Below are 19,668 nucleotides of genomic sequence, written 5' to 3'. Positions count from 1 at the left end.
AGGCTAACGATTTAGATCAAATGAAACGGCGCGGCTCCGATCGAAGCCGCGCCTTTCAAGGAGTCTTGGCGGGAAGCGGGAGCGGCCTACGCCCCCGTGACGCGCCAGATCACATTGCCGACATCGTCGGCCACCAGCAGCGAGCCGGCCTGGACCGACGCGCTGCCGGAAGCGGACCGCGATTTCGTGCAGTCGATCGCCAGGCGGCGCTGAAGCGCCTGCGGCCATCGCCGGCCCGTGGGCGAGACGATACGCAAGACGGGAGCAACCGGGCGTACGCCTGGTGGCGCCGGATCGCACTTTACAGCCAGACTGGAAAGTCCATCCAGTCTTGGCCAGCTTATCTTCCCCAGTTCGTCAAACTAGCTCCTCGGTCAAGGGTGCGTTCGCGCGGCGCGACGCGGTTTCAGGCCTCGAGAGGAGTCCCATGAGAGCACTACCAGCATTGGCGATGGGCGCAGTTCTGATTGGACATGCCCTCGCCGCCAACGCAACGGCGGTCGCCCCTGTCGACCCGCTCTGGAGCACCGAGCGGATCGAACGGTTGCCTGCCGAAGTTCAACATGCTGTCCAGGCGAGATGCGCCGCGGGACCCGAGGCCGGTCACTATTTCGCGACCTTCGCCAACAGTGCCACCGTCATCCACCTCGACTATTCAGCCCTGCAATGCCGCAACCAGCCAAGGCTCTGCACCGCGTCCGGATGTCTTCACCAGACCTTCGCGAAGGTGCGCGGCAGATACGTCCTGACCCGGTCAGACTACGAGTGACCGATCGACGCCCATTGAGTGCCGCAGACTCGACTTGTAGGCTGCCAGCCCTGCGCCGACAGCACGGGCAGCTTGCATCGCTAAGACGTCTTGGGGAGACGAGATGAGCTTTCGGGTTCTGGCCGGGATCGCCGCTGCCGTCGCGGCGACATGCACGGCGATTCCGCTGCTGCTCGCGGGAAACGGCGCAGGCCCGTTGTCGCCGGCCACACTTGCCGAGATCGCCCGCGTGGAAGCGGAAATCGACCGGATCGAAGGCGATACGTTGACTCGTCTGACAGCCGTTCCCGACAATCAGTTGCAGCAGATCGAGCTGCTCGGCAAGTTGCTGCTCTTCGACAAACAGCTGTCGGTGAACCGCAACGAAGCCTGCGCCTTCTGTCACATGCCGGAGGCCGGCTTCACCGGACCGATCTCGGAGATCAACCGGACCACCGGCTCCTATCCCGGCTCCGTCCGCACCCGCTTCAGCGAACGCAAGCCACAGACCCACACCTACGCGCCGCTGGCACCGGTCCTGCACTACAACGAAGGTCAGGGTGATCTGGTCGGCGGCAATTTCTGGGACATGCGCGCGACCGGACGGCGCCTCGGTAATCCCGCCGCCGAGCAGGCCGAAGGCCCGCCGACCAATCCGGTCGAGATGGGCCTGCCCGACATCGCCTGCGCGGTGTATCGCGCCTCGCAGCGCCCCTATCGCGGCTTGTTCGAGGCCATTTGGGGCGCACAGGCGTTCGCGATCGACTGGCCGGCCGACGTTGAGACAGTCTGCGACACGCCCGGACCACCATCCGCCAGCGATCCGCTTCCGGTGCATCTCGGCAATCTGGATCGCGGCCGCGCGGCAAGCACCTTCGACCAGATGGCGCAGTCGATCGCAGGCTACGAAGCCTCGCATGAGGTCACGGCGTTTTCCTCGAAATACGATGCGGTGCAGGCCGGAAAAGCCACCTTCACTCCGCTGGAGCAGCAGGGATACGAGGTCTTCCGCGGCAAGGGCCGGTGCAACGAATGTCATCGCGATGGCGGCCCCGGAGAAGATCCACTGTTTACCGACTTCACCGCCAGCAACATCGGGACGCCGTCGAACCCGGAACTGCCGTATTACGCCGAAAACACGCCTGATGATCGCGGCTATGTCGCGAACAAGGATGGCGCTGCGTTCGTCGATGGCGGAGTTGGCGCCTTCCTGGCGAACGGTCATCCGCTCAGTCAACCCTCCGCAGTCGACGCGCGCTGGAAACCGCTGGCGCCGCAGACCCGCGGCCGATTCCAGGTGCCGACACTGCGTAACGTCGACAAGCGGCCGTCGTCCGACTTCGTCAAGGCCTACGGCCATAACGGCTACTTCAAGAGCCTGAAAGAGATCGTCCATTTCTACAACACGCGCGACGTGCTGCCGCGTTGCGCCGTGCACGATCCGCGCGAAGGCACCGGCTGCTGGCCTGTGCCGGAGACCACGGACAACATGAACACCAGCAAGACCGGCCATCTCGGCCTCACCGACCAGGAGGAAGATGCACTGGTCACGTTCATGCGAACGCTGACGGACGGCTACACACCGGCGAAGAACTAGCTCGCCTGCCGCTTATGCCCCCGTCACGCGCCAGATCACGTTGCCGACATCGTCGGCCACCAGCAGCGAGCCGTCGGGGCCAAGCGCGACGCCGACCGGGCGGCCATACGACGCCTTCTCGTCGGGCGCGAGGAAGCCCGACAGGATGTCGCGCGCCGGACCCGAGGGACGGCCGTTCGTAAACGGCACGAACACCACCTTGTAGCCCGACAGCGTCGAGCGATTCCACGAGCCGTGCTGGCCGATCGCCATGCCATCAGGAAAACCCGGCAGCGTGCCCTGGGGCATCCAGCACAGGCCGAGCGAGGCGGTGTGGCCGCCGAGCGCGTAGTCCGGCTGGATCGCCTTGGCGACCATCGCCGGATCCTGCGGCACGCGATCGTCCACCGTCTTGCCCCAGTAGCAATAGGGCCAGCCATAGAAGCCGCCGTCGCGCACCGAGGTCAGATAGTCCGGCGGCGTCTCGTCACCGATGCCGTCGCGCTCGTTGACGACGGTCCACAGCACATTGGTGGTCGGCTCCCATGCGAGCCCGACCGGGTTGCGCAGGCCGCCAGCGAAGATGCGGCTGGTGCCGGCGACGAGATCGAGCTCGTAGATCGCGGCACGGCCCTCCTCGACCCTCATGCCGTTCTCGGCGATGTTGCTGAGCGAGCCGACCCCGGCGTAGAGCTTCTTGCCGTCGGCGCTCGGCAGCAGGCTGCGTGTCCAGTGCCCGTCGGGCTTGAAGGTGACGAGCTTGCGTCCCTCCGCCGTGATGCGATCTGCGCCCACAGTGTAGGGAAACGCGACCACGCCGTCGGTGTTGCCGACATAGAAGGTGTCGCCGATCAGCGCCATGCCGAACGGCTGGCGTAGCCCCTCCATGAAGGCACCGCGGCTTTCGGCGACGCCGTCGCCATCGCGGTCGCGCAGCAGCGTGATGCGGTTGGCGCTGACGCCGAGTGCGGCGGCGCGGCGCATCGTCGCCTGCATCGCATAGTGGAAGACGCTGCGCGGGGTGCCTGCGATTTGCGTCGCCTCCGCGATCAGGACGTCGCCGTTCGGCAGCACGTTGATCCAGCGCGGATGATCGAGCCCGGCCGCAAAGGCATTAACCTTGAGCCCTGGCGCAGCGGTCGGAAGCTGGCCCTTGTCCCAGCCCCGTGCGGTCGGCATCTTCAGCGTCGGGATCGCGCCCTGCGGCTTCGCCGCCGGGATTTGCGGCGCGCTGCCCCAGGCCGGTGCGGGCTCGGCGCCCTGCATCCGCCGCCACGCCACGGCCCCGGCCCCGATCGCCGCGACCACGCGGGCAAAAACTCCAGACGTGCTCATGAACTTCCCCTGTTATATTCGCACCTTGCCCGCCGGCCTCGGGCCGCAGCAGCATTCGCATAATGCCGGCCCTGATGACAGTAGTTATACGATCTTCGCAGCCGCCATCGAATCGGGGAGACTGGCCGTACGCTCCCTTGTCAGAGCGTTTTCCTCCCTGAGACCTTGCCCGCCCCGGTCGGCGGGCTTCCTTTTACGAAGCGCCCGGCTTTTTCAAAGCGCCGCGTGCACGGTTCGTGCCGCGAGCCGTTATAGCTGGAAAAGCATAGCGGGCCAGCGCCGGGTGCATTTGACCGGGCAGAGCGACGGCGCCGGCCGTTCAGGGGCAAAACTTGTCTCACCAAAACATGATCACGAGGCGCGTATACACGCCACGGAGTTGATCGGAAAACCGGGAACGCTGCTCTACCGACGACCGTTGGGCTGGTCGGGGCACAGCAAGGAGCAAGCGAATGCAACGGAAGATCAAGATCCTCGCCTGGCCGCTTCTGCGCTGATCGCAACCACCGCCGGCGCTTTCGCGCTGGGCTTCTACGACGATCCGCATCGAAACGCTGACTATGCCTGGGATTACAACGGCCCGCACTTCGATCGCGTCCGGCCGCACGTGATGTACTATCCGGCGCAGCGCGGCTGGTACGGGCCTCATCGCTACCATCATGGCAGCAACCATCCGACGCCGAGCTCGACCCAGGGCGACGTCGGCCCTGAAGGGAACAACAACGGCACGCTGACCGGCGTCTATCGCCAGTGGTAACCCACGCAAATTTGAACGCCCTTCGCCGGTAGGGCGATGGGCCTCTTGCGCCGGCCAGGCGGCGTGAAAATCGACCCTCCGACAACGTGGAGGACGTCTACTTCACCATCGCGCCGTAGACGATGTCCTGCACGTTCTCGCGATAATATTTGCGCAGCTCGCCGGGCGCTGCGGTTCCCACCACCACGACGAGGCGCTCCTTCGGATCGCAGAAGAACTGCGTGCCATAGGCGCCGTTCCAGGTGAACTCGCCGGGATTGCCCGGCACCGACGACAGCCCTTCGCTGGTCCGCACCGCGACCGCCAGCCCGAAGCCGAAGCCGCCGCGATGCGGCTCGACCGCGGCGACGTTGTTCTTGATCTCGGGCCCGAGATGGTTCGACGTCATGAGGCGCACCGTATTTGGGCTGAGGATGCGCTGGCCGTCGAGCTCGCCGCCATTGAGCAGCATCTGTCCGAAGCGGACATATTCGCCGACGGTGGCGAACGAGCAGGTACCGCCGCAGTCGAACTTGGTCGGCGCGTCGAGCAGCTTGATGGCTTGTGGCTTGCCGGTGAGCGGATCGTTGGGGAACGGATGCGCCAGACGCGCGCGCTGGGCGTCGGTCGGATGGAACGTCGCTTCCTTCATGCCGAGCGGCTTCCATACATTGGCCGAAAGGTAGTCGCCGAGCCGCTGGCCGGAAACCTTCTCGACGACGGCACCGAGCACGTCGATCGAGAAGCCGTATTCGAACTCGGTGCCGGGCTGATGCACCAGAGGCAGCTTGGTGATGCGGTCGATAAAGGCCGCCGTGTCGCCTTCGACCGCCGGCGCCGCGCCGTCGGGATAGAGCCGAGCCAGCGCGCTCGAGCTGTCGGGCCGGCCGCCATACATCAAGCCGGAGGTGTGGCGATAGAGATCGTGGATGAAGATCGGCCGCGCCTGCGGCTCCATCGTCAGCGAACCGTCGGCCTGCTGCACGCCCACCTTCATGTCGGCAAACGCGGGATAGAACTCGACGACCTTGGCCTGCAGCGGCAGGCGGCCCTGCTCCATCAGCGTCAACCCCGCGACCGCCGCCATCGGCTTGGTCATCGAGGCCAGCGCGAACACGGCATCGATCGGCATCGGCGTGCCCTTGACCGGGTCGAGCTGGCCGTAGGCCTTGTAGTGCACGAGCCGGCCGTCGCGCGCGATCGCCACCACGGCACCGGGTACGCGCTTGGCCGCGATCTCGCGCGCGAAGAAGTCGTCGAGCCGCGCCAGCCCCTGCTCCGAGAAACCGGCCTGATGCGCCGAAGCTTCCGGCAGCGGCGGCGCGGCATGGGCGATGTTGAAGGCAACACTCATGGCGGCGGCAGCCGCGGCGATGACTACTCTTCTCATTGTTTCCTCACCGGGGGACTGCGGGCGATTGTTATGGTGTTCGCTGCCCGCTCCGGCAGGATTAGATCACGCCGGCAGAGGCGACAAGGCGTCGCGGCGCGCGGCGGTGTCGCCGGGGCGCATGTCTGCGCCAGTGAAGAACGGCTCGACCTCGTGCTCGAACGTCTTCAGCGCAGCGCCGATCGCCTGGTGCATGTCGAGATATTTGTAAGAGCCGAGCCGACCGCCGAAGACGACGTTCCGATGCGACGCCGTCATGGCGTGATAGGAGGCGAGCATGGCGCGGGCGGCGGCGGTGTTGATCGGATAATGCGGCTCGTCGTCGCGGTCGGCGAAGCGGGAATATTCGCGGTAGATCGTGGTCTTTTCCCCGGCATGCGCGCGCCGGATGCGATAGACCAGATGCTGCTCGGCCACGTCGACGATAATCCTGGGAAACGCGCCGCAGGTCTTGCCGAGCGCCTCGGCGATCGCGTCGACCAGCAGCCAGCCTGTTGCCCGCCGAGCCAGTGCCGGCAAGGGTCTGGGACACCGAAACAGGCGGCCTGATCGCACCGCCATTTCCGTGGCCGCCTCGCGCCGGCTGCGCTACCCTGGACCCGTCACCTCCGACCGGGTCCAGCATGAACCGCCGTGCGTTTGTCTCGGGACTGGCCATCGCCATAGCGCTCGCGGGCTTTGCCATGCCGGCTGCGGCAGACGGCAAGCGGGTGGCGCTGGTGATCGGCAACGGCTCCTACAAAAGCGTGCCGGCGCTGACGAATCCGCCGACCGATGCCGGCGATATCGCTGCGGCGCTGAGGCGCCTCGGCTTCGCCGTGACGTTGATCACCAATGGCAGCTTCGACGAGATGCGGCGCGGCCTGATCGCATTCGGACGCAACGCCGCCGGGGCCGACATGGCCGCGGTGTATTTCGCCGGCCACGGCATGGAGATCAATGGCGACAACTGGCTGATCCCGGTCGATGCCGAGCTGAAGCGCGATACCGATGCCGCCAATGAAGCGATCAGCCTGCAGAGCGTGATGCTGCAGGTCTCCAGCACCGGAAGTCTCGGCCTCGTCATCCTCGACGCCTGCCGCAACAATCCGTTCGCGGCGAAGATGAGCCGCTCGCTCGCCACGCGTGCCGCGACAAATAGCGGGCTCGGCCGCATCGAGCCGGTCGGCAATGTGCTGGTCGCCTATGCCGCGCGCGACGGCACCACCGCGCTCGACGGCGACGGCCGCAACAGCCCGTTCGCCGCGGCGCTGTTGCGCAACATCGAGGCGCCGGGCGTCGAGGTCACCTTCATGTTCCGCAACGTCCGCGACGACGTGATGGAGGCGACCCGCAACGCGCAGCAGCCCTTCGTCTACGGCTCGCTGTCGCGCAAGGCGATCTATCTGGCGGGCGCGCCGGCGGCCGAGACGGCGGGTGCGAAACAGGCGAACGTGGCGCCGGCAGCAGCGGCCCCGGCATTGCCGGCACCATTAGCAACCTCAGCCGGCGCCATCGATCCCGCGCTGGTCGGCACCTGGGAGATCATGGTGGCGAGCGGCCGCGGCCAGTCGCGCTGGATCTGGCAGATCATGGCCGACGGCACCTACAAATTCCACGCCGAGCCTTTCCGCTCGGCGCAAGCCCACGAAGGCACTGTGACCTTTGCCAACGGCCGCTGGACGCTGCATGCGCTGAAGGGGGTGAGGAATTACAGCGACGCCGGCTCCTACGAGGTCCGCGACTCGACCGCCGTGATCACCGGCAAGCTCGGCACCGGTTATTGGAAACGCAGCGTCGAGTGAGGCGCTAAAGCCTGAGAGAGCGCGCCGTGCGGCGCGCCCTTCTCGCTGGCCCTCCCCCGCAAGGTCGCTCGCGGGGGAGGCGCGTTGCCAAAATATCGAAAACAACCCTATGCAACGTAGCCGGCGGTGACGCGGAGCTCGACCACGCGACTTGACATGTCGGGCAACTCACGGGTATTTTTCCAATATTCCGAAATCATGCCGCCGGTGCCTCCCTGGCGTTCGGCGCGGCGTTAGTCGCTAAAGCCTGATGAGATCAGGTTGAACTGCAACGGCGTCGAAACTTCACCTCTCCCTTGGGAGAGGTCGATTTGCGCAGCAAATCGGGGTTACGCTCTATCGAGCGCGCAAGAGCCCTCACCCGGATTGCATCGGACGATGCTCCGCATCGCCGGGTGCAATCCGACTTTTTCGCGCCGGGGAGAGGTGAACCAAGACCGCGACAAGCCGATTCAACCAAAGCCCATCCCGCTTTAGGCCCACCCAGCACTACCTCATCTGGACAACGACCTTTCCTTTGGCCCGTCCCTTCTCGAGATACGCAAGCGCCTGCTTCACCTGCTCGAATGGAAATACCTTGTCGATCACCGGCCGGATGGTGCCGGCCTTGAGAAGCTCGCCGAGTTCGGCCAGTTGGCTGCCGTCTGGGCGCACGAACAGAAACGAGTATTCAACGCCGCGCGTCCGGGCGTGACGAATTATCTTGCCGCTCAACAACCCGAACAAGAGCACCATGAAAACGTTCATGCTTCGGGCACGAGCAAAAGCGGCATCCGGCGGCCCGACGAGCGAGACGACGGCGCTTCCGGGCTTTAGAATCCGAAGCGACTTCTCGATCGCATCGCCCCTGACCGTGCCAAGCACCGCATCGTAGTCCCGCAGCACATCCTCAAACTGCTGCTTCGTGTAATCAATCACCTCGTCAGCGCCGAGGCTCCGCACCAGGCCAACATTCCCGGTGCTGGTTGTCGTCCCGACCCTGGCTCCCAAATGCTTTGCGACCTGGATCGCGAATGTGCCGATCCCGCCGGAGCCTGCGGGAATGAACACCTTCTGGCCGGGCTTGACACGCGCACGCTCCTTGAGCGCTTGCCACGACGTCAGCCCGACCATCGGGATCGAAGCGGCTTGCACGAAGCCGAGATTTGGCGGCTTGAGGGCGGCCGCGTTCTCGGGCACGACGGCAAACTCAGCGAGGGTGCCCGTCCCGAGGTCGAAGATACTGGCGAAGACCTCGTCACCTGGCTTGAAGCGGGTCACGCGGCTTCCAACCTCCACCACGATGCCTGCCACATCGCTGCCCAGCGTGGCCGGCAGCTCGAAGCGGAGGATGGGTTTGAACGTCCCCTTTGGAATCATGTTGTCGATGGGATTGAGGCCAGCCGCGTGAACCTGAACAAGAATTTCATCCGGCCGTGGCTTCGGTCGGGGCTGATCGGCGAACCCGACCTGGTCCGGCTTGCCGTAACGTTTGAAGACAAGTGCTCTCATGGTTCCTATGTCCGGGTCCCGGGCTGGACCTTGGGTTCTCGCGTCTAAAGCGCGATGAGATTGGGCTGAATCGTCATCGCGCTTTAGCTCTTTGTTTGAGCATGATCTTTTCGGAAAACCGCTTCGCACTTTTCCGGATCATGCTCTAGCCTGCTGCTTTCAGAAGGCTCGCGCCTTGCGGAGGGGCTGCGAAGCCGACGGCGCGTCAAGCCGCAGATCCTTTCGAATCCCGGCGTCCACCAGGCTCGCAGGCGCAAACCTGCGAAGAAGCCGCAGGCGCTTCGCGAGACGACCGGCCGGATATCGGACCTTCGGGTGCGCCGCAGTGGCCGCCTCCAGCACGGCGTCGGCGACGACGCCAGGTGGTTCGGCGGTCGCCATCACCTCGTTCACCCTCTTGTCGACGCCTTCGCGAGCCTCGCGATATGCATCGAGCTTGGCGTCCGGTGCCATGAAGTTCGCGTCGAATGGTGTCTTCGTATAGGCCGGCTCGATGACCGAGACCCGGATGCCTCGCGTGCGGAGTTCATGGTCGAGCGATTCCGAGTAACCCTCGACCGCATGCTTGGTCGCGGCATACAGCGCGCCATACGGCATCGGAAGGAAGCCAAGAACGGAGCCGATGTTGATGATGCGACCGCTACCCTGGCGCCGCATGTGGGGCACGACGGCGCGCGTCATCCGCACCAGCCCGAAAAAGTTCGTCTCGAAGATTGATCGGGCCTGCTCGATCGAGCTCTCTTCCGCTCCGGCGGGAGCTACACCGAACCCTGCGTTGTTGACGAGGAGATCGATGCGGCCATCTCGCTTCAGCACTTCGCCGACGGCGGCTTCCACGGAAGCATCGCTGGTTACGTCGAGGGACAGCATCTCGAACGATCGCTTGCCAGGCTGGGCTCCACGTCTGCTAGTGCCGTAGACGACGTAACCAGCTCCGGCGAGCCGCTCCGCCGTGGCTTCGCCGATGCCCGACGAGGCGCCTGTAACGAGCGCGATCTTCCCGGTAGGTCTGGTCATCTCTTTCTCCTCGCGACGATGGACGGCGCAGCACGATCAACGTGCTCCCAACCCGGCATCGGTTCGTTGCATCAATTCGGCTCGGGCCGTTTGATTACGATCGCAATCTTTAATATAAATGACGATCGTAATTATACTTGTCAAGGGGGCGGTCTGGCGCCATATCTGCGGCATGCGTGTTTCAAAGGAAAAAGCGGCCGAGAACCGCGACCGAATTCTCAAGGCCGCATCGCGCCTATTGCGAGAGCGCGGCATCTCCGGAGTGGGCGTCGACACGCTGACTGAAGCGGCGGGGATGACCCACGGCAGCCTTTATAGTCAATTCGGTTCCAAGGAGCGGCTTGTCGAAGAAGCGGTGGCCGACGCGATAGCTGTCAAAGGCCAGGAACTGGAGGAGGTGCCTACTCTCGGCAATTATGTTTCGGAATACCTCTCGGAGATGCATCGCGACGACCCGGGGAGCGGCTGCCCGTTTGCGGCATGGGGCTGTGAAATGCAGCGCCAGAGCCAAGGCGTGCGCGAACGTTTCACAGCCGGCGTGCGCGGCATGGTCGGATGGCTCGGTGACCGAATGGGATCGGGGATCAAGCAGCGCCAACGCGACGAGCACGCGGCTGCGACCCTTGCTTCGCTGGTGGGAGCGATCGTGCTCGCCCGCGCCGTGAACGATCCGAAGCTTGCGGACGACATCCTTGGCGCGACCAAGAAAAGACTGGAGCGTTGATTTCTCGGGGTCAAAGCGGCTGCGAAAATGAATGGCGCGCCATTCAAAATAAAAATCACGCCCCCGCATGTCATTGAAGTCGCTATAGTTTTCTCGCGTCGCGACCAAGCCGGCCGGAGCCGGATGACGGGGCTATTTCCGAAGCAGATTCAAATATTTATCCCTGCAGGTTGACTGCTTCCGAGTGACACGACGACTTCGCGTTCAATCGGTGTCGACCCTTGCGGGCGTCAACCCGAGAGCGCATCTCCTGATTAGCCAAAGCAAAGTGTGCCTCAGATCAACCCATGATCAATCCAGGACCGGCCCGCGAAAATTCAATCGAACCGGACGCGGCGCCAAGCGACAAATCAGCCAGCGAAATAACATGAGCTTCCTTCCGGGCTGAAACACTCAGCAACCGCAGAACGATGCATAAACAATGTCGCGACTTCGTTTGGTTAACCGCTCGAATTGGGCCTCCCTATGGTTGTGCGGCTGAGGAGCTGCATCTAGTTTCCGCATCGGCCGGATTTCTCATGTTAGCTGCCTAAGGACGATTTTTTCGCGCAGCGCGGCTTGCACGCCCGCGCTGCCTATGCGGCTCCCTTTTAGAGTCGCCAGACCAGGAGACGACTGCAATGTCTACCTCTGCATCCCCGAAACTCGCCGAATCGACCGCGCTCAATGAGGCCGTCAAGGCGCGGATGGCGCCGAAGCAGGCGGCGCAGGCAGCACCCGTCGACATCACCGCCAATCCGGTGGCCAAGATCGTCTTCAATCCCGATGCCGCGCCGGAGGAGCGCAGCCGCCAGGTCGGAGCCCTGCTCTCGCCGGACCTCGCCGACGAGTGCAAGGCGTCGATCAAGCAGCTCGAGACCTACAAGGAATATCTGGCGCAGCAGCGCACGCTGATGCAGCGCAAGCTGATCGAGCTGTCGTCGACGGCGGTCTTCGCCAAGATGAAGCAGACCTTTGCGGACATGAACAAGGGCGTTCTCGATTTCCGCGAGATGATCCGGCCGCTGGTCGACAATCTCGATGCGCTCTACACGCTGCGCACCGCTGGCGACAATGTCGTGCTGGATACCTTCGCGGAGATCGAGGAGGACCGCAAGCGCGAGGCCGATTGGGACCGCCGCACCTCAGAGATCGAAGCCGAATCGCGGCAGATCACCTCCGACAAGGACATGCTCGATCGCGACATCGCCAAGCTGAAGACGCAGACCGGCCTGTTCGGCGGCATCAAAAAATCCGCGCAAGCCGAAATCGCCGCCAAGGAACTGCTGATCGCCAAGCGGATCGAAGGCCTGAAGACCTGCCGCGACAAGGCGCAGGCGATCATCGCCGAGAAGGCCGAGCACGACGCCAAGCAGGGCAAGTTCAAGGCCGAGAAGGACCAGGTCCGCAAGATGCTCGACATCTCCGGCCCCGAGCACGTCAAGCGCGTCGAGGGCATCATCAAGGCGGCGCTCGACTACATCGACAAGTCGCAGGTCACGGTGTCGGAGTTGCGCGACGAACTCGGAGGGATCGAGGGGCAGGCCGACAAGCTCGTCAAGATCAACTCGCAGATGATCACGGTGGTCGCGATTCTCGACAAGGGCATCGACCTCGCCTGCACGGCAAACAAGGAGAAGGTACAGGCGCTGTCGGCTGCTAAGGATGGCGAGGATACCCTTGCCCGCCTCGAGCGCGAGCGCAAGAAGAACGATTTCGAACGCCACGTCACCGCCCTGCTGGACAGCGGGCGCGGCACCAAGAAGACCGTGGCCGATCTCGAGAAGGACGCGGTCGACGCCAACACCTTCCACGACGCTCTCGGCAAGCAGAATGTCAACCTGCGTGAACTCTCCAGCGACGGCATCGCGAGCGTCGCTACCAGCCTGAACACCACGATCCAGGCGCTCAACAACTCGGCGCTCAACGAGGCCTCGGAGAGCGTGCGCGATTCGATGCGGGCGATGAATGCGGTGACCGACGACGTCGCCAACAAGGAAGTCATCCGCCAAGCGCTGCAGGTCGACGAGGCATCCAAGCGGATCATGGAGAAGGTCGAGTCGATGTCGAACATCGCCGAATCGCTGCAGGCCGCCAACAAGCTGCGGGAAGACGGGCTCTCCAACATCCAGAGCCGGCTCGGAGAGCTCAGCGATGTCACCGCGACCGTCCGTGCACGGCTGCAGGAGAGCATCGGCATGGACGCCAAGGATGCCGCTGCGTCGGCCGCGTCCGCAGCGCCCAAGCCGGTCGACGACAAGGAAATCACGTTCGGGCAGATCTGAGGCCCGCCTCCCGGACCGGCACTGCCGGTCCGGCCTCCTTTACTTGCAAGCCTGAGCGATGGAAATCCCAATGGCCGACAACTTCCTGATCACCGGAAGCGAGAAGCTCGCCGAGCGGAAGAACTTCAAGCTGGTTGGCTGCGCCGAGAAGTTCGAGGAACTGTGCACCATCCTGACGCGGATGGAGGCCAACAGCGTGATCGTGTCCGGTCCGAGCGGCGTCGGCATCACCACGCTGGCGCTGGCACTGCAGGCGCGCAAAGCCGATCCCGACGCGCCGTTCGACATCGTCAACAAGCGGCTGTTCTGGCTCGACACCGACGGCCTGTTCGGCCTCGGCGACAACGACGCCATCGTCAAGCAGTTCAAGACCATATTCGCGACCCTGAACCGCACCCCGGACAGCGTCCTGATCGTCGAGGATACGCTCGATCTGATCGATGCGCTGCGCAACAGCGGGCTGATGCACATCGTCAACGCGTTGACGGCGATGGTGAAGGCGAGGAAGACGCAGGTCTTCCTCGAGGTGCGCGAGGCCGACCTGACGCAGGTCCTCAAATGTCATTCCGACTTCCGCGACCACTTCACGCTGATGGATCTGACCGAGCCGGTCGGCGCTGAACTCGAGGAGATCGCGCTGCACGGCGCCAAGGACCTCGAGGAGAGCTACGAGGTCCGGATCGATCCGGCGGCGGTCAAGGCCGCCATCGACATGACGAGCAAGTACCGTTCGCTCGACACCGGCCTCACCGCGGCACAGCCCGCGCGCACCCGCACCCTGCTGGACCGCGGCATGGCACGCTATTTGTTGCGGGCGCATTCGACGCCGCCGCTGCTGGCGGAGCTGGAGGCCGAGCTCGCGCGCCTCACGGCCGGCGGATCGGCCTCCGGAAACCAGGAAAAGGCCGCCACCGTGCGCGCCGCCATCACCCGCCACAAGGCCGAGTTCGCCGAATACCAGGCCAGGATCAAGGGCTACTACGCGGCGCAACGCGAGGGCGAGAAGTCGATCGCACACATGGAGGCCCAGCTGCGCGGGCTCGAGGAAGACGAGAAGAAGCGGCACCTCGACGAGCCCGCCGCCAAGACCTCCGCCGGCGATGCCGACTTCGATCTGATCGCCAGGGCGTCCGGTTATGCGACGCCCGAGATTCTCCAGCTGCGCGGCGACATCGCGCGGACCCAGGCGGCCGTCGACGAAAACCGGGTGAAATACAAGGCCGTCACCAAGGAGATCAACGATCGGCTGCTGTTCACCGCGGATATGGTGATCGACGAATTTTCGCTGATCTCCGGTATCGACGCCTCCAAGCTCAAGCAGAATGACGCCGTCAAGCTGCTCAATCTCCACGGCTCGCTGAAGCGTCGCGTGTTCGGTCAGGACGCGGTGCTCGATCATGTCGATCGTGCGGTCAAGGTCTGGCGGCGGGGCCGGCGCACCGACAAGCCGCTGCCCTTCCTGTTCTGCGGCGCCAGCGGCGTCGGCAAGACCGAGGTCGCCAAGGGGTTGGCGGAGGCGCTGTTCGACACCGACAAGGCGCTGAACCGCTACGACATGGGCGAGTTCATGGAGAAGAACGACGTCACCAAGCTGATCGGCGCGCCTCCGGGCTATGACGGCTTCGCGGCCGGCGGCGAGATGACCAATTCGGTGCGGGCCAATCCGTATCAAGTCATGCTGTGGGACGAGATCGAGAAGGCCCACCCCGACATCTTCAACATCTGCCTCAACATCCTCGACGACGGGCGCTGCCGCGACAATCTGGGCCGCAAAGTCGAGTTCGGCGACGTGGTGATGCCGATGACGACCAATATCGGCGCGGATCATGCGCTGCGGGTCGGTACCGGTCCCGGCGACCTGAGCCAGGATGAGGCCTACGAACTCACCATCCGCGACCTGAAGAAGGCCTTCCGAACCGAATTCCTGAACCGCTTCGAGGGACGCGAGAACATCATCCTGTTCCACAAGCTCAACATGGAGACGATCGAGAAGATCGTGTTTCGCGAAATCTCGCGCATCAACGCCTTCTACATGGCGCAATCGATCGAGGTGCGCTTCCCCGAGGCCCAGTTACGGGAGTTCTGCGACAAGACCTATTCGCCCGAGATCGGAGCGCGCGGCCTGCCCGGGCGCATCAAACGCATCGAAGCCATGATCGTCGAGAAGACGATGGCGGACACCGCCTTCAGCGGTACGCTCGACATCGGCTTCGATGCCACGAGCCGCAATTTCACGTCGAACTGGATCCCCCATGACAGAAAAGCCGCATGACGACGCTGATGCGTTGCTGCACGGCATCGACAAGACGCTGTCCGACTTCAAGACCAAGGCCTATGAGGCCAAGAAGTCCTACGACCAGTCCGATCTTGGGCGCGCCCACCGCGAATTGAGCATGCTCGGCCGGTTCTGGTCGCAATTCGTCCGCTCCTGCGGCTGGATCTACCTGCAGCTGATCGCGCCGGTCACCTGGCGGATCTACCGCTTCCTGCGATGGGTGTTCGCCGGCTACCGCGCGCTGTGGGCGCGCTGCGTCTACGCGAAGGACGCCTATGGCGATCCGGAATTCAGCAAGGCGCGCGGCGGGATCATGATCCTCGCGACGATCGCCGTCTGTTACCTCGTCTACGGCGCGGTGACGGTCGCTGCGACCCTGCCCTGGTATCTAGCCACTGTGCAGCGCGACGAGCAGCTCTATCTTTCCAACTCCCAGAACCTCTCCAGTTCGCAAACCGAAGGCCTGGAAGTCCACGAGGTCTACGGTTGCGAGACGCTGCCCTGCACCGAGCAGAACACGGTGACGTTCCGGGTGCGTGCGACCTGGTTCAATGAGATCTGGAGCGTGCTCCATCATGGCTCGCTGTTCTATCCCGGGTACGTCGCCGCGGCAGTCAGCCCGGTGCTGAACCGCTGCGTCATCACCTCCTACGGAGTGCGCAGGAAATTCCTGGTGCGATCCTGGGAGCTCTATCCCGACCTCGTGCAGGTGGAATGCATGCCGACCGGCGCTGACGGGAAGGACAGCAAGACGATCAACAACAGGGACTATCGCTAGGTCCGCCGCAGACGCCCGATTCTGGACGCCAGTCACCGGGCGCGCATCCGTGCCACCCGTTTGCTCGTTCGTGCTACCAGCCGATCAAAATTGACATGAGAGGAATGGTGCCCAGGGGCGGGATCGAACCACCGACACTGCGATTTTCAGTCGCATGCTCTACCAACTGAGCTACCTGGGCATACCCGCGGGGCCGAAAGGCCGAAGCGAGCGGGCGGTTTATAGAGAGGTCGGGGCGCTGTGTCCACCCGGCTTCGCGAAACGCTTCGCCGGGCGCGGCCCGGCCAGCATTATTTCCCCAACTTGTTGGGAAATCTTGGCTATTCCGGGTCCTCCACGTCGTCCTCGCGGCCGGGAACGACGTAGCGGCCGCTGAGCCAGCGGTTGAGGTCGACGTCGCGGCAGCGCGACGAGCAGAACGGGAGAAAGGCCGGCTGGGCGGGCTTGCCGCAGATCGGGCAGGTGCGCGCGGTGGCGGGAGGTGTTCGGGCTTGGTCAGTCATGGCTGGGACGGAGTTTACACCAGTTGGCAATTGAGGAGGCGATCGCTTGTTCCGCTATGCTCCGGCTCCTCTTCCTTTCTCCCCTCTTGTCCGCCGAAGCCTTGGCGGAGGCGGATGTGGGAGAAGGTGGCGCGCAGCGCCGGATGAGGTGTCTCTATCCGCGGAGACAAACCCCTCACCCGGAATTCAAGCGGCCGCTTGAATTCCGACCTCTCCCACAAGGGGAGAGGTGCAGTGCCGATGCGGCGGGGAAGAGAGTTTCGTCAGAACTAAACCGTGGCGGTGTTGAGCCAGCCGTGGCGGATCGGAAAGCCTTCGCCGCCAAGCAAGGTCACGGTCTCGTAGAGCGGCAGGCCGACGACATTGGTGTAGGAGCCGACCATCTTGACCACGAAGGATCCGGCGATGCCCTGCACGGCATAGCCGCCGGCTTTGCCGCGCCATTCGCCGGAGCCGATATAGGCCTGGATATCGTCGTCGCTGAGCCGCTTGAAGCGCACGCGGGTCTCGACCAGGCGCTGGCGGAATGCCTCGCGCGGCGTCACCACGCAGATCGCGGTGTAGACGCGGTGATTGCGGCCCGACAGCAAGCGCAGACACTGCGCGGCCTCGTCGACCAGATTGGCCTTGGGCAGGATGCGGCGGCCGACCGCCACCACGGTGTCGGCGGAAATGATGAAGGAGCCGCGCAGATCGTCGTCGAGCTGCACCGACTTCAGCGCCGCGTCCGCTTTCGCACGCGCCAGGCGGTTGGCGCAGGCGCGCGGCAACTCGCCCCGCCGCGGGGTCTCGTCGACATCGGCCGGACGCAGCGCGTCGGGCTCGATGCCGGCCTGGTTGAGCAGGGCCAGCCGCCGCGGCGAACCGGAAGCAAGAACGAATTTGGGACGGCCTAGCATGCGGGCTTTTGGGCTGAATCGGGGGGACGGACGCGGGCGGAACCTATCGGATGGGGCATCGATGCACAACCTTGGAACCGGCCGCGAATCACGCTTCCCCGTGGGCGACAAGGCCCCATAAGCACAGCTGTTTGTCAGTCTGGCGACAAGCGGCGGACCTTGCGAATCGGAACACGCGGGTCCCTGCGTTGAGTCTTACAGGTTCGCGACGCCGGCCTTGGTGAAGCGGCGGCGGATGCGCAGCAGCAGGCCGTCGCAGACCTCGCGATAGGCGGCGAGCTTCTGCTCGCGATTGCCGCTGGTGCCGGTCGGATCAGGGGTCGGCCAGTATTCGACAGCGGCGGCGAGCGTCCGGGTCAGATCCAGCGCCTTGTGGTGCGCCTCGGGCGACAGCGTGATGATGAGGTCGAAGTTCAGCCCCTCCCAATCCTCGAGCTCCTCGAAGGTCTGCGGCTTGTGGCCGGTAATGTCCTGGCCGAACTCGGCCATCACCGCGACCGCGAACGGATCGAGTTCGCCCTTCTTCACGCCGGCGGAGCGGACATAGACACCTTGCGGGAACATCTGCTGCAGCAGGCTTTCGGCCATCGGCGAGCGCACGGCGTTGTGCCCGCATGCGAACAGCACGGCCTGGGGGCTGCGCGCGCGCGGCGCTTCCATGCGATCAGGCTTTTTTCGACCGGGGTACGCCCCCGTCGTCTGGCGAAGTGAGGACGATCGGGATCATACGCCTCTTATTCTGGCGCATGATCTCCGCGCAAACGCTCGCGTTTGTCGCGACCGAAAACCGGTGCCCACTTTGCGCTAACGCGGCCCTCCGGGTCGGGATCATGCGCCTTCACCCTTCCAGTGCAGCACAGTGATCAGCGTGAACAGCCGCCGCGCGGTCTCGAAATCGACGCGCACCTTGCCCTTGAGCCGCTCCTGCAGCGTGCGCGAGCCTTCGTCATGGATGCCGCGGCGCCCCATGTCGATCGCCTCGATCTTGTCCGGTGTCGCGGTACGGATCGCCTGATAATAGCTATCGCAGATCATGAAGTAGTCCTTCACGACGCGGCGGAACGGCGTCAGCGACAATAGATGCGCCACCACGGGCGCGCCGTCCTCTTTCCTGATGTCGAACATCAGCCGATTGCCGGTGATCGCGATATGCAGGGTATAGGGCCCCGGCCCGGCTGCGCCTTCGGGCGCGAACAGGTTCTGCTCGACCAGGTCGTAGATGGCGATCGCCCGCTCATGCTCGATGTCGGGCCCGGAACGGCCGATCGATTCCTCGTCGAGCGTCACCGCGACGATGCGATTGTTGGAATCCTCGTCGTCTGGTGGCTTGTTCATGAGAGGTTGAGGCGCAATCCGACGGAACGTGAATGGGCATCGAGACCCTCGGCCTGGCCGAGCGTCATCGCGGCGGGCCCGAGCGCACGAAGCTGATCCGGCCCGCACCGCAGGATCGAGGTTCGCTTCATGAAGTCAAGCACCCCGAGGCCTGAGGAGAACCGCGCCGAGCGCGCGGTCGGCAGCACGTGGTTGGAGCCGCCGACATAGTCGCCGATCGCCTCCGGGGTATGGGGCCCGAGGAAGATCGCCCCGGCGTTGCGGACCTTTTTCGACAGGCCCTCGGCGTCCGCGGTCATGATCTCCAGATGCTCGGCTGCGATCGCATTGGCGAGCTCGACCGCGTCGTCGAGCTTTGCCACCATGATCACGGCGCCAAAATCGTCCCACGAAGCGCGCGCAATCGCCGCACGCGGCAGCGTCGCAAGCTGCGCCTCGACCGCGCGCTCGACATCGGCCGCGAGCCGTGGGCTGTCGGTGATCAGGATCGACTGCGCGCTGACGTCGTGCTCGGCCTGCGCCAGCAGATCGGCCGCGATCCAGTCCGCATTGCCGGTGTTGTCGGCAATGACGAGCACCTCGGAGGGGCCGGCGATCATGTCGATGCCGACCTTGCCGAACACCTGCCGCTTGGCCGCGGCGACATAAGCGTTGCCGGGGCCGACGATCTTGGCGACCGGCGCGATGGTCGCGGTGCCGTAGGCCAGCGCCGCCACCGCCTGGGCGCCGCCGACGCGGTAGATTTCCGAGACGCCGCCGAGATGGGCGGCCGCGAGCACCAGCGGGTTGAGCTTGCCGTCCGGCGACGGCACC

At 64.5% G+C, this 19,668-nt stretch carries 18 protein-coding genes and 1 tRNA gene; 8 read left to right on the top strand and 11 right to left on the bottom strand.

What is annotated here, in order from left to right; translation table 11 throughout:
- Positions 1 to 427: 427 nt before the first annotated feature.
- Positions 428 to 769, top strand: a complete 342-nt coding sequence (locus H8B02_RS24565; protein WP_143046810.1) for a hypothetical protein — start codon at positions 428 to 430, stop codon at positions 767 to 769.
- 103 nt (positions 770 to 872) lie between these two features.
- Entirely contained in the window at positions 873 to 2,345 is a 1,473-nt protein-coding gene (locus tag H8B02_RS24560; RefSeq protein ID WP_229168649.1) for a cytochrome-c peroxidase, read from the top strand.
- A 12-nt stretch (positions 2,346 to 2,357) separates the two neighbouring features.
- On the opposite strand, the gene H8B02_RS24555 is transcribed toward H8B02_RS24560, so the two are convergent.
- Complete coding sequence (locus tag H8B02_RS24555) at positions 2,358 to 3,659, bottom strand: PQQ-dependent sugar dehydrogenase (RefSeq protein WP_229168648.1); 1,302 nt, start codon at positions 3,657 to 3,659, stop codon at positions 2,358 to 2,360.
- Here H8B02_RS24555 and H8B02_RS48620 point away from each other — a divergent pair.
- On the top strand, positions 3,658 to 4,416 hold the full coding sequence (locus H8B02_RS48620; RefSeq protein WP_312001183.1) for a hypothetical protein: 759 nt from the start codon (positions 3,658 to 3,660) through the stop codon (positions 4,414 to 4,416). The two genes, H8B02_RS24555 and H8B02_RS48620, sit on opposite strands and share 2 nt — an antisense overlap.
- A gap of 97 nt (positions 4,417 to 4,513) precedes the next feature.
- Here the strand turns inward: H8B02_RS48620 and H8B02_RS24545 are convergent, their stop codons facing one another.
- Both H8B02_RS24545 and H8B02_RS24540 read right to left on the bottom strand, forming a co-directional pair.
- Positions 4,514 to 5,785, bottom strand: a complete 1,272-nt coding sequence (locus H8B02_RS24545; protein ID WP_229168647.1) for a serine hydrolase domain-containing protein — start codon at positions 5,783 to 5,785, stop codon at positions 4,514 to 4,516.
- Between the two features lie 66 nt (positions 5,786 to 5,851).
- Positions 5,852 to 6,304: a UDP-galactopyranose mutase gene (locus H8B02_RS24540; RefSeq protein WP_229168646.1), complete on the bottom strand. Its 453-nt coding sequence runs from the start codon at positions 6,302 to 6,304 to the stop codon at positions 5,852 to 5,854.
- Between the two features lie 104 nt (positions 6,305 to 6,408).
- Here H8B02_RS24540 and H8B02_RS24535 point away from each other — a divergent pair, with 104 nt between their 5' ends.
- On the top strand, positions 6,409 to 7,569 hold the full coding sequence (locus H8B02_RS24535) for a caspase family protein (protein WP_229168645.1): 1,161 nt from the start codon (positions 6,409 to 6,411) through the stop codon (positions 7,567 to 7,569).
- Between the two features lie 489 nt (positions 7,570 to 8,058).
- Here H8B02_RS24535 and H8B02_RS24530 read toward each other — a convergent pair whose 3' ends face one another.
- Positions 8,059 to 9,060: an NADP-dependent oxidoreductase gene (locus tag H8B02_RS24530; RefSeq protein WP_229168644.1), complete on the bottom strand. Its 1,002-nt coding sequence runs from the start codon at positions 9,058 to 9,060 to the stop codon at positions 8,059 to 8,061.
- Between the two features lie 159 nt (positions 9,061 to 9,219).
- Positions 9,220 to 10,077 (bottom strand): oxidoreductase, encoded by an 858-nt coding sequence (locus tag H8B02_RS24525; RefSeq protein WP_229168643.1) that lies wholly within the window; start codon positions 10,075 to 10,077, stop codon positions 9,220 to 9,222.
- Between the two features lie 118 nt (positions 10,078 to 10,195).
- On the opposite strand from H8B02_RS24525, the gene H8B02_RS24520 reads away from it, so the two are divergent.
- The 4 genes from H8B02_RS24520 to H8B02_RS24505 all read left to right on the top strand — a co-directional run bounded on the left by H8B02_RS24520 (position 10,196) and on the right by H8B02_RS24505 (position 16,118).
- Positions 10,196 to 10,801: a TetR/AcrR family transcriptional regulator gene (locus H8B02_RS24520; RefSeq protein WP_229168642.1), complete on the top strand. Its 606-nt coding sequence runs from the start codon at positions 10,196 to 10,198 to the stop codon at positions 10,799 to 10,801.
- A gap of 620 nt (positions 10,802 to 11,421) precedes the next feature.
- A complete protein-coding gene (locus H8B02_RS24515) occupies positions 11,422 to 13,065 on the top strand; it encodes a hypothetical protein (RefSeq protein ID WP_229168641.1) in 1,644 nt (547 codons plus the stop codon).
- Positions 13,066 to 13,135: 70 nt separating this feature from the next.
- A complete protein-coding gene (locus H8B02_RS24510) occupies positions 13,136 to 15,337 on the top strand; it encodes an AAA family ATPase (protein ID WP_229168640.1) in 2,202 nt (733 codons plus the stop codon).
- Positions 15,318 to 16,118 (top strand): hypothetical protein, encoded by an 801-nt coding sequence (locus tag H8B02_RS24505; protein WP_229168639.1) that lies wholly within the window; start codon positions 15,318 to 15,320, stop codon positions 16,116 to 16,118. The genes H8B02_RS24510 and H8B02_RS24505 overlap by 20 nt, the downstream gene beginning before the upstream one ends.
- A 105-nt stretch (positions 16,119 to 16,223) precedes the next feature.
- Here H8B02_RS24505 and H8B02_RS24500 read toward each other — a convergent pair.
- The 6 genes from H8B02_RS24500 to hisD form a co-directional block, all read right to left on the bottom strand.
- Positions 16,224 to 16,299: transfer RNA gene (locus H8B02_RS24500), tRNA-Phe, on the bottom strand.
- Between the two features lie 139 nt (positions 16,300 to 16,438).
- Positions 16,439 to 16,621: a DNA gyrase inhibitor YacG gene (gene yacG, locus H8B02_RS24495; protein WP_229168638.1), complete on the bottom strand. Its 183-nt coding sequence runs from the start codon at positions 16,619 to 16,621 to the stop codon at positions 16,439 to 16,441.
- A gap of 269 nt (positions 16,622 to 16,890) precedes the next feature.
- Complete coding sequence (locus H8B02_RS24490) at positions 16,891 to 17,520, bottom strand: Maf-like protein (protein WP_229168637.1); 630 nt, start codon at positions 17,518 to 17,520, stop codon at positions 16,891 to 16,893.
- 195 nt (positions 17,521 to 17,715) lie between these two features.
- A complete protein-coding gene (locus tag H8B02_RS24485; protein WP_229168636.1) occupies positions 17,716 to 18,180 on the bottom strand; it encodes an arsenate-mycothiol transferase ArsC in 465 nt (154 codons plus the stop codon).
- Between the two features lie 168 nt (positions 18,181 to 18,348).
- Positions 18,349 to 18,855, bottom strand: a complete 507-nt coding sequence (locus H8B02_RS24480; RefSeq protein WP_092123128.1) for a UPF0262 family protein — start codon at positions 18,853 to 18,855, stop codon at positions 18,349 to 18,351.
- The coding region (hisD, locus tag H8B02_RS24475; protein WP_229168635.1) for a histidinol dehydrogenase at positions 18,852 to 19,668 on the bottom strand (817 nt) is incomplete at its 5' end. The genes H8B02_RS24480 and hisD, both read right to left, overlap by 4 nt.

It is taken from the genome of Bradyrhizobium altum (genome assembly GCF_020889705.1).
GTDB lineage: Bacteria > Pseudomonadota > Alphaproteobacteria > Rhizobiales > Xanthobacteraceae > Bradyrhizobium > Bradyrhizobium altum.
The sequence above is the reverse complement of the archived record's forward strand: the minus strand, read 5'-3'. Positions and strand labels throughout refer to the sequence as shown.